Source organism: Massilia sp. KIM (assembly GCF_002007115.1).
In the GTDB taxonomy this organism is placed as follows: domain Bacteria; phylum Pseudomonadota; class Gammaproteobacteria; order Burkholderiales; family Burkholderiaceae_D; genus Telluria.
The window spans coordinates 1-15,128 of record NZ_MVAD01000007.1 but is presented as its reverse complement, the minus strand read 5'-3'; the positions used below and the strand labels follow the sequence as shown (position 1 = coordinate 15,128).

Genomic DNA, 15,128 nt, shown 5'->3' with positions numbered 1-15,128 from the left:
TCAATCTCTGTTTGTTGGCATTGCTGCCACCGCTATTGCTAGCGGGTCGCTCACTCAAAATACTGACGATTCTTCTCTTTCGAGAAGGTTCGTATTTTTTGTGAACATTTGATAATTTAAGTAATCAGTGACCGAGGTCACTGGCACCTTCATCAAACGCCCACACTTATCGACTGTTGATTGTTAAAGAGCTTCGTGTTCTGTCTTGCCGCGTTGTTGACGAAGCGTTGTGTTCGTCAGCAGCAGAGAAGCGAGATTATGCGGTGTTTTGCGTTCCTCGTCAACTTCTTTTTCTTCCCCCTTCGCTGTCATCGCCATCCAGCGCTGCCTGCGTCGAGGGAGCGAGACTATAGCAAAGCGCCCGCCGGCTTGCAACGCTTGCGATTGTGCTATCGTACCCGCCGCCTTTCCGACCTTCTTATCTGTTCATGAACATTCCGACCATCCACCCGACCGCCGACGACAAGCTGGCGCAGGCCCTGCTCGACGCCATCAATAACAAGACCAAGCCGCTTGGCAGTCTCGGCCGCCTGGAGTCGCTGGCCTCGCAGTTGGGCTTGATCCAGCGCTCGACCAAAGTCAGCATCGACCGGCCGGCCATCGTCGTGTTCGCCGGCGACCATGGCGTGGTCGCTGAAGGCGTGTCCGCCTATCCACAGGACGTGACCTGGCAGATGGTCGAGAACTTCCTGGCCAATGGCGCGGCCATCAATGTGTTCGCCCGCCAGAATGCGTGCGCCCTGCACGTGGTCGACGCCGGCGTGAATCACGATTTCGGCCAACGCCCCGGCCTGCTGGACCGCAAGATCGCCAAAGGCACCCGCAACTTCGCGAAGGAAGCGGCGATGAGCGCGCAGGAATGCGCGGCGGCCCTCGAACACGGCATGGCCCTGGTGCGCGACCTGCCCGGCAACGTGCTCGGCTTCGGCGAGATGGGCATCGGTAACACCACGGCGGCCGCGGCGATCATGCACAGGCTCACCGGACTGCCCCTGTCCCGCTGCGTCGGCGCGGGCACCGGCCTGTCGCAAGCCGGCATCCAGCGCAAGGAAGAGGTCATCGCCGCATCCGCCGCCCTGCATGCGGATGCGAGCGACCCGCTGGCCGTGCTGGCGACTTTCGGTGGCTTCGAGATCGCGATGATGACCGGCGCCATGCTCAAGGCCGCCGAGCTGCGCAAGGTGCTGCTGATCGACGGCTTCATCGTCACCAGCGCCCTGCTGGTGGCGGCGCGCCTGCAGCCTGCCATCCTCGATTACTGCGTGTTCTCGCACTGCTCGGGCGAGAACGGCCACAAGCTGATGCTGGAGCAGCTCGGCGCGCAGCCCCTGCTCGACCTGGGCCTGCGCCTGGGCGAAGGCACCGGCAGCGCCCTCGCCCTGCCCCTGCTGCACGCCGCCGCCAACTTCCTGAACGAGATGGCGACCTTCGCCTCCGCGCAGGTCAGCAATCGCGCCGACTAAATGCACCAGCTGCGCCTGTTCTTCGTCGCGCTGCAGTTCTTCACGCGCCTGCCGATCCCGCGCTGGGTCGGCTTCGAGGCGGCGTGGCTGAATCACGCCTCGCGTTACTTCCCGCTGGTCGGGCTGGTGGTCGGTGCGATCGCCGCAGCGGTCTACGCGGCCGCGGGGCTGTTCCTGCCCGCGCCGGTCGCCGCCGTGCTGGCCACCGCGGCCACCATCTATATCACGGGCGCCTTCCATGAAGACGGCTTCGCCGACACCTGCGATGGCCTGGGCGGCGGCATGACGCGCGAGCGGGCGCTGGAGATCATGAAGGACTCCCGCGTCGGCGCCTATGGCGCCATCGGCGTGGTCTGCATCCTGATCGCGAAATGCACCACCCTGGCGATGCTGCCGCCGTCCAGCGCCATCGGCGCGCTTCTGCTGGCCCATCCCCTGTCGCGCCTGGCCGCGACTTCGCTCATCTGGAAGATGGAATATGCGCGCGCCGAAGGCAAGGCCAAGCCGCTCGCCCAGCGCATGAGCAAGGGCGAGTTCGCCATCGCCTTCGCCACCGTCCTGCTGGCCGCCGCAGCGCTGGTGGTGCTAGGCCTGCTGAGCGTCGCCGCCTGCGCTGCCGCCCTGCTGGCGGCGACGCTTGCCGCCCTCTGGCTGGCGCGCAAGTTCGCGCGCCGCCTCGGCGGCTACACCGGCGATTGCCTTGGCGCCGTCCAGCAGCTCGCCGAAGTCTTCATCTACATGGCGGTGCTGGCCACGCTCGGCCAGGGCACGCTGGCCTGAACCATGCAGCTGATCCTCGTGCGCCATCCGCAGCCGGCGGTCGCCGCAGGGCTGTGCTATGGCAGCAGCGACCTGCCTGCCGCCGATGGCGCCATCGACGCGGCGGTCGAGGCGCTGTCGGTCCATGCGCGCGACGGCCTGCCGGTCTACGCGAGCCCGCTCGCACGTTGCGCCGAACTCGCGCGCCGTCTTTCGCCCGCGCCGCTGTTCGATGCCCGCCTGGCCGAGATGCACTTCGGCGCATGGGAAATGCGCAGCTGGGACGACATCCCGCGCGAGGAAGTCGACGCCTGGAACGCCGACCTGCTGCATTACCGCCCTGGCGGCGGCGAAAGCGTCATGGACGTGGCCACGCGCGTCGCCGCTTTCCATGACGACCTGCACGCGCAGGGCCTCGACCGCGCCCTCATCGTCTGCCACGCCGGCACCATCCGCCTGCTGTCCTCGCTGCGCCAGGGCGGCAGCCTCGAGGAAGCCGCGCTGCGCGCCGCCCGCACACCCCACCGTATCGCCTACGCCGAAGTGACGATGCTGAAAGCCTGACAAGGCTGGGCGCGAGTCCGTATAATGACGGGGTTTTGGTGCTCGCGCCTGTATTCACAGGCGCAGTTAAACGGGAAACACGGCGCTCTTCTCCAGGGCCAACGTGTGCTGCCCCCGCAACGGTAAGCAAGTGCCGCGTCACGCGGCAAACCGTCTTCCTCGACCACTGTGCTTTGTGCATGGGAAGGTCTGACGGCCACACTTGCCAGCCCGGATACCGGCCAAAAGGTGGGAATGCGCCAGCGGCGCGTTCCTGTTCAATCTGGCCCACGGGGACGTCGGCTGGTTGTCCATTGATAGAAAACTGTTCATGAATTTTCCCGTAACACGGCAAGCGGCCGCAGTGTCGCTCGCGCTCGCCATCGCTTCCTCCTGCGCGTCCGCGCAATCCGTCGACACCGTCGTCGTCACCGCCAACCGCACGCCGCAGAAGGCAGCCGACGTCATCGCCGACACCACCGTCATCCATGCCGAGGAGATCGCGCGCTCGGGCGCCGGCTCCGTTGCCGACATCCTGCAGCGCCAGCGCGGCATCGAGATCACCCGTAACGGCCCGGCCGGCACGACCACCCAGGTCTACCTGCGCGGCTCCAACAGCAACCAGGTGGTGGTCCTGCTCGACGGCGTGCGCATCGGCTCCTCGACCACGGGCGCGGCGAGCTGGAACGCGATTCCCCTCTCCTCGATCGAACGCATCGAAGTCGTGTACGGCCCGCTCAGCACCCTGTACGGCGCGGACGCCGTCGGCGGCGTGATCCAGATCTTTACCCGCAAGGGCGTGGCAGGCCAGGCGATCAGCGCGTCGGTCGGCGCCGGCAGCAACGGCACGCGCCAGGCGCAGGCCGGCGTGAGCGGCGCGACCAGCGGCGAGCACGCCGTCAGCTATAGCCTGGGCGCGGGTTACGAGGATGCGGACGGCTTTTCGGCCACCCGCCCGGGCGTTACCGCGTTCAACGCGGACGAAGACGGCTACCGCCGCCGCGACGCCAACGGCCGCGTCGCCCTGACCCTGGCCCCGGGCCACGAGATCGGCGCGCAGTTCCTGCTCAGCCGTCTGTACAGCGAGTACGACAGCGGCGCCTCCAGCTTCAACACCTATACGGACCAGGAGCTGAACACCGCAGCCGTGTTCATGACCAACCAGATCCTGCCGAACTGGCGCAGCAGCCTGCAATACGCGCGCTCGGAAGACAAGGGCGGCAACTTCACTAGCGCCGCGGGCTCAGGCGCCAGCCAGATCGATACCCGGCAGGACGAGTTCAGCTGGCAGAACAACATCGCCATCGGCCCGGACACCCTCCAGCTGCTCTACAGCCACCGCAAGGAGGAAGTCGACAGCAGCGCGATCAATCGCTCGCGCATCACCAACGCCTATGCGGCCGCCTATTCGGCCAAGCGCGGCAGCCACCTGCTGGACCTGAGCGCACGCCACGACCGCTCGGTGTACGGCAACAAGAACACCGGCGCCGCCGGCTATGGCTACGATTTCGGCAACGGCCTGCGCGCCACCGCCAGCGTCGGCTCCAGCTTCCGCGCCCCGACCTTCAACGAGCTGTATTACCCGGGCTACGGCCTGCCGACCAACAGGCCGGAGAAAGGCCGCAACCGCGAGCTCGGCCTGCGCTACGACGGCAGCCTGGTCCAGCTCGATGCGCGCTACTACCGCAACCGCCTGACCGACATGATCGTCTCGGCCACGCCCTGCCCGGACCGCGCCGTGCGCAGCTGCGCCTACAACGTCAACGAAGCCCAGCTCGAAGGTGTGAGCCTGGGCGGCAGCACCCGCATCGCCGGCGTCAACCTGCGCGCCAACCTGGACTGGCAGGACCCGCGCGACGAGACCACCGGCAAGCGCCTGGCGCGCCGCGCCAAGGAGCATGCGAGCTTCGCCGCCGACCGTAGCTTCGGCACAGTGAAGGCCGGCGCCGAGTGGACGCTGTCGGGCGAGCGCTACGACGACGCGGCCAATGCGCGCCGCCTGGGCGGCTACGGCCTGCTCAACCTGTACACTACGTGGCAGTTCACCCCGGAGCTGTCGCTGCTGGTGCGGGTCAATAACGTGGCCGACAAGCAGTACGAGCTCGCCCGCAGCTACGGCACCAGTGGCCGCACCTGGTTCGCTGCCCTGCGCTACGGCATCCACTGACGGGGCTATACGACAAGGCCAAGCATGCATCCTCCCGCCCGTTCACAGCGCCAGCACGCCCTGCTCGTCATCGGGCTGCTGCTGGCCTGCGCCTTTGCCAGCCTCCTGCTCTCGGGCATGATTGGTTCAATCCGGGTGCCGCTGGCGGACATGCCGGGCGCGCTGCGCGAGCTCGCCGCGGGCAAGGCCGAGTCGTTGCCGGCCTCGCTGCTCGAGCTGCGCGCCAGCCGCGCGCTGATGGCCTTCGTGACGGGCGGCGCCCTGGCCCTGGCCGGCGTGATGATGCAGGCCTTGCTGCGCAATCCGCTGGCCGATCCCTATGTGCTGGGGGTGTCCTCCGGCGCTTCGGTGGGCGCGCTGGCGGCCCTGCTCATGATGTGCGGCGCGGCCGTGGTGGACGGCGCGGCCCTGGTCGGCGCGGTCACCATCTCGATGCTGCTCTACCTGCTGGCCCGGCGCGACCTGCGCGGCGGCCTGGCGGCCGAGGGCGGAACCTCGATGCTGCTGCTTACCGGCGTGATCCTGTCCGCCCTGTGCAGCGCCCTGATCACCCTGATGCTGTCGATCGCGCCCGAAGGCCGGCTGCGCAGCATGGTGTTCTGGCTGATCGGCGACCTGGCCGGCGCGCCCCTGCGCCTGGCGCCCTGGGTGGTGCTGGCAGGCTCGGTGTTCTATGCGATGCGCAGCGCGCGCGCCATGAACGTGGTCGCCCTGCATGCCGACACGGCCGCCACGCTCGGCGTGCGCGTGGGCCCTTTGCGCAAGGGCCTGTTCTTCGTCTCGGGCCTGCTCACCGCCAGCGCCGTCACCAGCGCCGGCTCGGTGGGCTTCGTGGGGCTGATCGTGCCGCACGCCTGCCGTTTCGCCTTCGGCCCCGACCACCGCGTGCTGGTGCCGGCGGCGGTGCTGGTCGGCGGCAGCTTCCTGGTGCTGTGCGATACGCTGGCGCGCACCATCCTGGCGCCGCTGCAGCTGCCGGTGGGCGCCATCACGGCGGTCATCGGCGCGCCGGTCTTCCTTTACCAGCTCCATCGGCTCAGGAAGTGAGCATGATCCAGACCTCCCAACTGCGCCTGAGCGCCGGCAAGCGTACCCTGATCGACGGCCTGGACTGGCGCGTCGCTCCCGGCGAGTGCTGGAGCATCATCGGCCGCAACGGCGCTGGCAAGAGCACCCTGCTGCGCACCCTGGCCGGCCTGCACCGCCCGGACGCGGGCCGCGTGAGCATCGGCGGCCGCGCGCTGGACGACTGGGATCCGGCCGACCTGGCGCGCGAGCGCGCCTACCTGGCCCAGTCGCGCCACGACGCCTTCGCCTACAGCGTGATCGAAACCGTGCTGTCGGCGCGCCATCCCTACCACGGCAAGCGTTACTGGGAAGGGAGCGACGACCACCATGCCGCCGTGCGCGCGCTGGAGGCGATGGAAGTCGCCGATCTCGCCGCGCGCGACGTGCGCACCCTGTCCGGCGGCGAGCGCCAGCGCGTCGCGATCGCAGCCATGCTGGCGCAAGAAACACCCCTGCTACTGCTCGACGAGCCGGCCAACGCCCTCGACCTGGCGCACCAGGTGAGCGTGATGGCCCTGCTGGCCCGCCTGTGCCGCGAGCAGGGCAAGACCGTGGTCATGATCGGCCACGACCTGAACCTGGCGCACCGTATTTCGACCCATGCGCTGCTGCTCATGGGCGATGGCCGCTGGCAGGCGGGCACGGTCGACGCGACCATGCAGCCGGCGCTGCTGGGCGACTACCTCGGCCACCCGATCGAGATGCTCGACCATGGCGGCCGCCGCATCTTCATTCCCCTTGAGGCTCAACCATGAACACCATGACTCCAGACGAGATCGCAGCACTGAACGAGCGCCACCGCCAGCGCATGGAGCGCAAGAAGGCTGTGATCGACGCCAAGATCGCCGCCGCCGACAAGCAGATCGGCATCATCATCGTCAACACCGGCAACGGCAAGGGCAAGAGCTCGAGCGCCTTCGGCATGGTGGCGCGCGCGCTCGGCCACGGGATGAAGGTGGGCGTGGTCCAGTTCATCAAGGGCGCGATGTCCACCGGCGAAGAGACTTTCCTGCGCCGCTTCCCGGACGAAGTCAGCTTCCACGCGATGGGCGAAGGCTATACCTGGGAAACCCAGAACCGCGAACGCGACATCGCCAAGGCGCTTGAAGCCTGGGAACTGGCCAAGCGCTTCCTGAGCGATCCGGACTACGGCATGGTGGTGCTGGACGAACTGAACATCGCGCTCAAGTACCGCTACCTGGACGTGCACACCGTGATCGCCGACCTGCTCGACCGTCCCGAGATGCAGCACGTGGTGATCACCGGCCGCGGCGCGCCGCCCGAGCTGGTCGAGGTGGCCGACACCGTCACCGAGATGAACGTGGTCAAGCACGCCTTCAAGGCGGGCATCGTGGCCCAGGCCGGGACGGAGTGGTAGCCATGGCCGCCGGCTGCGGAGCAAGGGTGGTCCTGGTGGCGGCGATGGCGTCCGGCCAGGGCAAGACCACGGTCACGGCGGCGCTGGCGCGGCGCTTGGTCCGCGCGGGCAAGCGCGTGCGCGTGTTCAAGTGCGGCCCCGATTTCATCGACCCGATGCTGCTCGAACGCGCCTGCGGCGCCCCGGTCCACAACCTGGACCTGTGGATGGTCGGCGCGGAGGAATGCCGCCGCCGGCTGGGCGAGGCCGCGCGCGAGGCGGACGCGATCCTGGTCGAGGGCGTGATGGGGCTGTACGACGGCGCGCCCTCGGCGGCCGACCTGGCGCGCGAGTTCGGCATTCCGGTGCTGGCGGTGCTGGACGCCTCGGCCATGGCACAGACCGCCGGCGCGGTGGCGCAGGGCCTGCGCGACTACGGTCCGGTGCAGATGGCGGGCGTGGTGGCCAACCGCGTCGCCAGCGCCGGTCACGCGGCCATGGTCAAGGCCTCGCTGCGCGACATTCCCCTGATCGGTTCCCTGCCGCGCCAGGACAAGCGCCTGCCGAAGCGCCATCTTGGACTGGTGGTCCCGGGCGAGGTAGAAGAAGTGGAACAGATGCTCGACTCCCTGGCCGACCAGATCGAGTTCGATGACGCCGCATGGAACGCGCTGCCGCTGCTGGCGCCGCTGCCGGAGCAGCCCGCACCGGCGGACCGGCCGCTCGCAGGCCGCACCATCGCCATCGCGCGCGACGCCTCCTTCATCTTCGTCTACCCGGCCAATGCCGAGCTGCTGCAACAGCTGGGCGCGCGCCTCGTGTATTTCGCGCCGCTCGACGACGAGCCGGTGCCTGCCGATGCCGATGCGGTCTACCTGCCAGGCGGGTATCCCGAGCTGCACGGTCCGGCGCTGGAAAAGGCCACGCGCTGGCGCGACTCGATCCGCGACGCCCATGCGCACGGTCTGCCCATCGTGGCCGAGTGCGGCGGCATGATGGCGATCGCCGATGGCCTGACCGACAAGCAGGGACAGCGCTGGCAGATGGCCGGCCTGCTGCAGGGCGAGGTCGTGATGCAGCCGCGCCTGGCGGGGCTGGGCATGCATGCGATGCCCACCGCCCAGGGCGAGCTGCGCGGCCACACTTTCCACTATTCGACCATGCGCTCCGACCTGGTTCCGCAGGCGCACACGGTCAAGCAGCGCGACGGCGCGCAGGGTGAGGCGGTTTTCCGTATCGGCGCCCTGACGGCATCCTATTTTCACGGCTACTTCCCGTCCAACCCGGCGGCCGTAGCCGCGATGTTCCTGGGGGCGCCGCGGTGAGCGTGACCCTGGTGTTCGGCGGCGCGCGTTCGGGCAAGAGCGCCCATGCCGAGCAGTTGGCGCAGGCGTCAAACAAGGAGGTGGTCTACGTGGCGACCTCGCGCGCGGGCGACGGCGAGATGTCGGCCCGCATCGCCCACCACCGTGAGCGCCGGCCCGCGCACTGGCGCACCGTCGAGGAGGAGCTGGCGCTCGCCCGCGTGCTGCGCGAGCAGTGCGCGCCGCAGCGCCTGGTGCTGGTCGATTGCCTGACGCTCTGGCTCAGCAACCTGATGTTCTCGGATGGCCGCGTGTATCCGGACGTCGGCGAGGTCGAGCTGCCGCCGCGCTTCCATGCGGAGCGCGCCGCGCTGCTGGAACTGCTCGACGGTGGCTTGCCGGGCGACGTGGTGTTCGTGTCCAACGAGGTCGGCATGGGCATCGTGCCCTGGGGTGCGATCTCGCGCAGCTTCGCCGACGAAGCGGGACGCCTGAACCAGGCCGTGGCGGCCAGGGCTGACCGCGCCGTGTTCGTCGCCGCAGGGCTGCCGCTGGTGCTGAAAGGCGCGCCATGCTGAACGGCCTGTCACCGCTCGAGATCGCCCTGCTGCTGGTGGCCGGAATCGCGCTCGACCTGCTGCTGGGTGAGACGCGGCGCTGGCATCCGCTGGTCGGCTTCGGAAGGCTTGCGCACTTCCTCGAACGTCGCCTGAACGGCGGCAATGCACGACTTGCGCGCGGCGCCCTGGCCTGGCTGCTGGCGGTGCTGCCGCTGACCCTGTTCTTCGACCTGCTGGTCGACGCCGCCGGCTTGTGGCTGCATGCGGTGCTGCTCTATTTCTGCATTGGCCTGCGCAGCCTGCGCGACCATACCCTGCCGATCTACCGGGCGCTGCGCGAGGGGAACCTTGTCCAGGCGCGCCAGCTGACCTCGCGCATCGTCAGCCGCGACACCGCGACCGCGAGCGAAGCCGACCTGGCCAAGGCCAGCGCCGAGTCCCTGCTCGAAAACGGCAACGACGCGGTGTTCGGCACCCTGTTCTGGTTCGTGGTCGCTGGCGGCCCGGGGGCGGTGCTGTTCCGGCTGGTGAACACGCTGGACGCCATGTGGGGCTACCGCAACGAGCGCTACAACCTCTTCGGGCGCTTCGCCGCGCGCACCGATGACTTGATGAACTACCTGCCGGCGCGCCTGACCGCCCTGTCCTATGTGCTGCTGGCCGGCGCCGGCCGCGCGCGCGCCTGGCAATGCTGGCGCACCCAGGCGCGCGCCTGGAGCAGCCCGAACGCCGGCCCGGTCATGGCCAGCGGCGCAGGAGCGCTGGGCGTCTCGCTCGGCGGCGCCGCCGTCTACGATGGCGAAGTGGAGCAGCGCCCGCCCTTGGGGACCGGTCCGGCGGCGGGCGCCGCCGACATCCTGCGCGCGTGGCAACTGGTGCTCAAGACCACCCTGCTATGGGCGGCGGTGGTCTGCGCGGCCGGCGTGCTGCTGACGCTGGGAGGCGCCGGCCATGCTTGAACACGGCGGCAACCTGCGCGACGCGGCGCGGCGCTACGGGCGCGACGACTGGATCGATCTCTCGACCGGCATCAATCCGCACGGCTATCCTGCGCCGGCGCTGTCGGCCGATGCCTGGCGCCGCCTTCCGGAACCGGACCCGCGTCTGCTGGATGCGGCCTGCGCCTATTACCGGGCGCCGCAGCTGCTCCCCGTCGCCGGTACGCAGGCGGCGATCCAGGCCTTGCCGCGCCTGCGCCCGCCGTCGCGCGTCGCGGTGTCCGCCCCCTCGTATGCGGAGCATGCGCAGCACTGGAGCCTGCACGGCCACATGCGCCGGCTCGTGGCCTACGCCGACCTGGAACAAGCGGTCGGGGAGAGCGACGTGGTGGTGGTCGTCAATCCGAACAACCCTACCGGCGAAACGATCTCGCCGCAGCAACTGCTCGACTGGGCGTCCCGCCTGCATGCGCGCGGTGGCTGGCTGGTGGTCGACGAAGCCTTCGGCGACACCGCGCCGGCGCTCAGCGTCGCCCCTCATGCGGCGCAGCCGGGGCTGATCGTGCTGCGCTCGGTCGGCAAGTTCTTCGGGCTGGCCGGCCTGCGCCTGGGCTTCGTCGCCGCGCAAGAAGCGCTGCTGGCCGGCCTGGCCGACCTGCTCGGGCCCTGGGCCGTCAGCGGTCCGGCCCAGGAAATCGCCTTGGCCGCGCTGCGCGACTCCCGCTGGCAGGAGGCGACGCAGCGGCAGCTTGCCCTCGACGGCGAGCGCATGCGCGCCCTGTTGCGCGCGCACGGCATAGACGCCGGCGGCACGCCGCTGTTCCAGTGGTGGCCGGAAGCGCAGCCTGAGGCGTTTCACGAGCACATGGCGCGCCGCGGCATCTGGTGCAGACTGTTCCGCGAAGCGGCGCGCGGCATCCGCGTGGGCTTGCCCGCGCAGGAAGAAGACTGGTCGCGCTTCACGCGCGCACTGCAAGAGTGGAGAAATCGATGAAGAAGATGATGCTGCTGGCCTGCATGCTGGCTGCCCAGGCGCAGGCCGCGATCACGGTCAAGGACGACGCCGGCCGCACCGTCACGCTGGCCAAACCGGCCGAACGCGTGATCTCGATGGCGCCGCACGTGACGGAGATGCTGTTCGCGGCCGGCGGCGGCAAGCGCATCGTCGGCGCGGTGAACTACAGCGACTACCCGGAGGCGGCCAAGAGCATTCCGCGCATCGGCTCGAACCGCGAGATCGACATCGAGCGCGTGATCGCGCTCAAGCCCGACCTGATCATCGCCTGGATGCACAACAGCTCCGAGCGCCAGATCGAGATGGTCAAGCAGCTTGGCGTGCCGGTGTTCCAGAGCGATCCGCAAACACTCGACAACATCCCTGATAACGTGGTGCGCCTGGGCCTTCTGATGGGAACGGAAGCCGAAGCCCAGGCCAACGCCAGCCAGCTGCGCCAACAACTGGTCAGCCTGCGCGCCAGGTATGCGAACCGCCCGCCGGTGCGTACCTTCTACCAGGTGTGGGACAAGCCGCTGTACACCCTCAGCGGCAAGCACATCATCACGGACGCGCTGCGCTTGTGCGGCGGCGAGAACATCTTCGACAAGTTGACGGTAACGGCGCCGATCGTGTCGGTGGAGAGCGTGCTGCAGGCCGATCCGGAGGTGATCTTCGGCACGGCCGAGAAGAACTACGGCGGCGTCGGCCTGTGGAAGCCCTACGGCACCATGCACGCTGTCCGCAAGGACAATCTGTTTACGCTCGACGGCGACCTGCTCAACCGCGCCGGTCCGCGCATGGTCCTGGGCACGGCCGCCCTGTGCGAGAAGCTCGAGCTGGCCCGCCAGCGGCGCGCGAAATGAGCGCCTTCCCATATTCGACCCTGATGGTGCAGGGGACGACTTCCGACGCCGGCAAGAGCACGGTAGTGGCGGCCCTGTGCCGCCTGCTCAAGCGGCGCGGCGTGAGGGTGGCGCCGTTCAAGCCGCAGAACATGGCGCTCAACAGCGCGGTCACCGCCGACGGCGGCGAGATCGGCCGCGCCCAGGCCCTGCAGGCCGCGGCCGCTGGAATCGCGCCGCATACGGACATGAACCCGGTGCTGCTCAAGCCCTCGAGCGACATCGGCGCCCAGGTGATCATCCACGGCCGCGCACGCGCCGAGATGAATGCGCGCGATTATCACCAGTACAAGCTGGTGGCGATGGAGGCGGTGCTGGCGTCGCATCGCCGCCTGTCGGACCAGTATGAGGCGGTGATCGTCGAAGGCGCGGGCAGCCCGGCGGAGATCAACCTGCGCGACCGCGACATCGCCAACATGGGCTTTGCGGAAGCGGTCGACTGTCCTGTGATCCTGGTGGCGGACATCGACCGCGGCGGCGTCTTCGCCCATCTGGTCGGGACCCTGTCCTGCCTTTCGGAGTCGGAGCGCCGGCGCGTGATCGGATTCGTCATCAACCGCTTCCGCGGCGACATCAAGCTGCTGGAGCCGGGGTTGGAATGGCTGGAGCAGAAGACCGGCAAGCCGGTGCTCGGCGTGCTGCCCTACCTGCACGGGCTCTACCTCGACGCCGAGGACGCGGTGCAGCCGGCACAATCCGGGCGCGGACAGTTCCGTGTGGTCGTTCCGAGCCTGCCGCGCATGAGCAACCACACCGACTTCGACGCGCTGCGCGCCCACCCCGAGGTCGACTTGCGCTTCGTACGCGAAGGCGAGCCGATTCCCGTCGCCGACCTGATCATCCTTCCGGGGAGCAAGAACACGCGCGGGGACCTGGAATGGCTCAGGAAGCAGGGCTGGCCGCAGCAACTGGCTCGCCACTTGCGCTATGGCGGAAAGCTGATCGGCGTGTGCGGTGGTTTCCAGATGCTGGGGCGTGCCGTGGCCGACCCGCACGGTGTGGAAGGCCGCGCTGGCGCGACGCAGGCGCTTGGGCTGCTGGAGCTCGACACCGAGATGGCGCAGGAAAAACGGCTCGCGCAGGTGAGCGGTGTCTGCGCCTTCGACGACGGAGCGGATGCGCGGGTGGACGGCTACGAGATCCACATGGGCGTGTCGACCGGCGCCGCGTTTGAAAGGCCGGCCTTCATCATCGACGGCCGCCATGAGGGTGCGGTATCGGCCGACGGCCAGGTCCTCGGCACCTATCTGCACGGCCTGTTCGATCATCCCGACGCCTGCCAGGCCTTGTTGCGCTGGGCAGGCCTGCACAGCGAGACGCGTGTGGACACGAATGCGCTGCGGGAGGCGAGTCTCGACCGCATCGCGGATGCCGCCGAAGAGATGTTCGCCAACCTGGTGGCGCTGCGCTAGCCGCGCCTAGTAAGAGCGGACGAGGCGCGAGAGCGCGAAGTTCGAGCTGATCAGGCCAGCCAGCATGGTCCAGTCATGGGCCTCGCCGATCGCGAAGGCGCGCTCCGTCCGAGGAGATTGCTCGTGGCGGCGCGCCACTCCGGTGGAAACGACACTGAGGCGGCCGTCCTCGATCAACAGCGCCTGGTCTTGCGCCTCCTTGCTGTTGACGTCGACGTTCCATACCCGCCCGTCGTGGAAGCTGCTGACGCGATCGACCTGCGTGTGGCCGACCACGATCCGGGTCGCGCCGAAACGCTGCAGCACCGTCTCCACCTCCTCCCTGGTCGCCAGCGCGTAGCGCTCGCCGCCGTCCTCGAAATAGCCGCGGTAGTGCGTCAGTCCCGCAGGGCCGAGCATGGCGTCCAGTTCCGCCGGTGTCGCCAACGTGCCGTTCCAATAGCGGATCATGGCAGTGTTCATCTCTTCGAGCGCCAGTCCGGTGGCGGCGACCTGGGGACTGATGCCGCCATGGGCGATCAGGGTGTCGCCAGCCTTCAGCATCACCGGTTGTTGTCGCAGCCAGTGCCCGATGACGGTGTCGGCGGCGAAGGCGTTGGCCTGGCCGCCCATCTGGTTCAAGGCGTACAGGTGGTCGGGATCGGCGTAGGAGGTATTCCCGCGCAACATGTACTGCTCGTGGTTCCCCAGGACGACATGGACGGCGCCGCCGGCATCGTGGGCTTGCAGGCTCAGCCGGTACAGCTTCCAGAGCACGGTAAAGACCTCGCGCCCGCTGTCGACGGCGTCGCCGGCGATGACGAGATGGTTACGGCCGAAGTTCCACTGCCCATCGTGGTTGGTCACCCCGAGCGAGGACAAGGCGGCATCCAGATAAGAAGCATCGCCCTGGATGTCGCTCAGGACGACGATCTTGCCCGGCGTGGCGATGACCGGGTGCGGCACACGCGGCGAGCGGTTGACGGGATAGGCGATCTGCTTGCCACCGCATTCGATGAACAGTTCGCTGTCCTTGCCGATGCGGTGATAGACCTTGTCTTCGCAATACCAGACGGCGTTCCATTCGCCGTTCGAGGCGCGGCGAACGACCGGGCCGTCCAGGAATCCCGGCATGGCGACGGCGTCGCCGGTGCCGGCATAGGTGTCGATGCCGAACGAGGTGCCGGCGAGGGGGATAAGCAGGCGTTTGTGCGCGCCCGACTGGGTGCGCTCGATGCGTGCGTGGTACAGGCCGACAGTAAGGAGGGCCACCGCGAGAGTGGTGAGCGCGAGTAGTGCATACAGTGAAATAACGCGCAGTTTTCTCATCCTCGGTATCCCCGTTATGAAAGCCGGAAGTGTAGCCTTTGTTATCGGCAAAGAGATGCGCGGCTGGGGGAAACCTGACAGTTCTGCTAGTGCCGGTGGCAGTGCGACGAACTGCGCGCCGAGCTGTTCGCTTTCCCGGTCACCGCAAAGCAAAAAAGCCCGCTCAGTTCACTGAGCGGGCTTTTTCATATAACTAGCCTGACGATAACCTACTTTCACACTAGTTGCAGCACTATCATCGGCGCAAAGTCGTTTCACGGTCCTGTTCGGGATGGGAAGGGGTGGGACCGACTTGCTATGGTCATCAGGCATAACTTGTACGAGTCGCAGCGGTTTTCGCTACGGCTCTG

General features: G+C 68.2%; 15 protein-coding genes, 1 rRNA gene and 1 riboswitch. Of the genes, 13 read left to right on the top strand and 3 right to left on the bottom strand.

What is annotated here, in order from left to right:
• Positions 1-183 precede the first annotated feature (183 nt).
• Positions 184-318, bottom strand: coding sequence for a hypothetical protein (locus B0920_RS26425; protein ID WP_267873425.1), 135 nt, complete (start codon positions 316-318; stop codon positions 184-186).
• 110 nt (positions 319-428) lie between these two features.
• Here B0920_RS26425 and cobT point away from each other — a divergent pair, with 110 nt between their 5' ends.
• From cobT to B0920_RS25100, 13 genes are all read left to right on the top strand, one after another.
• On the top strand, positions 429-1,463 hold the full coding sequence (cobT, locus tag B0920_RS25160; RefSeq protein WP_078035448.1) for a nicotinate-nucleotide--dimethylbenzimidazole phosphoribosyltransferase: 1,035 nt from the start codon (positions 429-431) through the stop codon (positions 1,461-1,463).
• Entirely contained in the window at positions 1,464-2,243 is a 780-nt protein-coding gene (locus tag B0920_RS25155) for an adenosylcobinamide-GDP ribazoletransferase (RefSeq protein WP_078035447.1), read from the top strand. It abuts the gene before it with no gap.
• A 3-nt stretch (positions 2,244-2,246) separates the two neighbouring features.
• Positions 2,247-2,786: a histidine phosphatase family protein gene (locus B0920_RS25150; protein WP_078035446.1), complete on the top strand. Its 540-nt coding sequence runs from the start codon at positions 2,247-2,249 to the stop codon at positions 2,784-2,786.
• A 19-nt stretch (positions 2,787-2,805) separates the two neighbouring features.
• A riboswitch (cobalamin riboswitch) is annotated at positions 2,806-3,027 on the top strand.
• Between the two features lie 69 nt (positions 3,028-3,096).
• Complete coding sequence (locus tag B0920_RS25145) at positions 3,097-4,932, top strand: TonB-dependent receptor domain-containing protein (protein ID WP_078035445.1); 1,836 nt, start codon at positions 3,097-3,099, stop codon at positions 4,930-4,932.
• 24 nt (positions 4,933-4,956) lie between these two features.
• Positions 4,957-5,979 carry an iron ABC transporter permease gene (locus tag B0920_RS25140; protein ID WP_078035444.1) on the top strand — a complete coding sequence of 341 codons (1,023 nt, stop codon included), beginning with the start codon at positions 4,957-4,959 and terminating at the stop codon, positions 5,977-5,979.
• Between the two features lie 2 nt (positions 5,980-5,981).
• Complete coding sequence (locus B0920_RS25135) at positions 5,982-6,755, top strand: ABC transporter ATP-binding protein (protein WP_078035443.1); 774 nt, start codon at positions 5,982-5,984, stop codon at positions 6,753-6,755.
• On the top strand, positions 6,752-7,378 hold the full coding sequence (gene cobO / locus B0920_RS25130; RefSeq protein ID WP_078035442.1) for a cob(I)yrinic acid a,c-diamide adenosyltransferase: 627 nt from the start codon (positions 6,752-6,754) through the stop codon (positions 7,376-7,378). The genes B0920_RS25135 and cobO overlap by 4 nt, the downstream gene beginning before the upstream one ends.
• Positions 7,379-7,380: 2 nt before the next feature.
• On the top strand, positions 7,381-8,682 hold the full coding sequence (locus B0920_RS25125) for a cobyrinate a,c-diamide synthase (RefSeq protein ID WP_078035441.1): 1,302 nt from the start codon (positions 7,381-7,383) through the stop codon (positions 8,680-8,682).
• Positions 8,679-9,239 carry a bifunctional adenosylcobinamide kinase/adenosylcobinamide-phosphate guanylyltransferase gene (gene cobU, locus B0920_RS25120; RefSeq protein ID WP_078035440.1) on the top strand — a complete coding sequence of 187 codons (561 nt, stop codon included), beginning with the start codon at positions 8,679-8,681 and terminating at the stop codon, positions 9,237-9,239. The genes B0920_RS25125 and cobU overlap by 4 nt, the downstream gene beginning before the upstream one ends.
• Positions 9,233-10,180, top strand: coding sequence for an adenosylcobinamide-phosphate synthase CbiB (cbiB, locus tag B0920_RS25115; RefSeq protein ID WP_078035439.1), 948 nt, complete (start codon positions 9,233-9,235; stop codon positions 10,178-10,180). Before cobU ends, cbiB begins: the two co-directional genes overlap by 7 nt.
• Positions 10,173-11,153, top strand: a complete 981-nt coding sequence (gene cobD / locus B0920_RS25110) for a threonine-phosphate decarboxylase CobD (protein WP_078035438.1) — start codon at positions 10,173-10,175, stop codon at positions 11,151-11,153. The genes cbiB and cobD overlap by 8 nt, the downstream gene beginning before the upstream one ends.
• Complete coding sequence (locus B0920_RS25105) at positions 11,150-12,019, top strand: cobalamin-binding protein (RefSeq protein ID WP_078035437.1); 870 nt, start codon at positions 11,150-11,152, stop codon at positions 12,017-12,019. Before cobD ends, B0920_RS25105 begins: the two co-directional genes overlap by 4 nt.
• Complete coding sequence (locus B0920_RS25100) at positions 12,016-13,470, top strand: cobyric acid synthase (protein ID WP_078035436.1); 1,455 nt, start codon at positions 12,016-12,018, stop codon at positions 13,468-13,470. Before B0920_RS25105 ends, B0920_RS25100 begins: the two co-directional genes overlap by 4 nt.
• 6 nt (positions 13,471-13,476) lie before the next feature.
• Here the strand turns inward: B0920_RS25100 and B0920_RS25095 are convergent, their stop codons facing one another.
• Together B0920_RS25095 and rrf are read right to left on the bottom strand one after the other, a co-directional pair.
• Positions 13,477-14,721: a metallophosphoesterase gene (locus B0920_RS25095; RefSeq protein WP_179119293.1), complete on the bottom strand. Its 1,245-nt coding sequence runs from the start codon at positions 14,719-14,721 to the stop codon at positions 13,477-13,479.
• Positions 14,722-14,974: 253 nt separating this feature from the next.
• Positions 14,975-15,087 (bottom strand): 5S ribosomal RNA (rrf, locus tag B0920_RS25090).
• Positions 15,088-15,128: the final 41 nt, after the last annotated feature.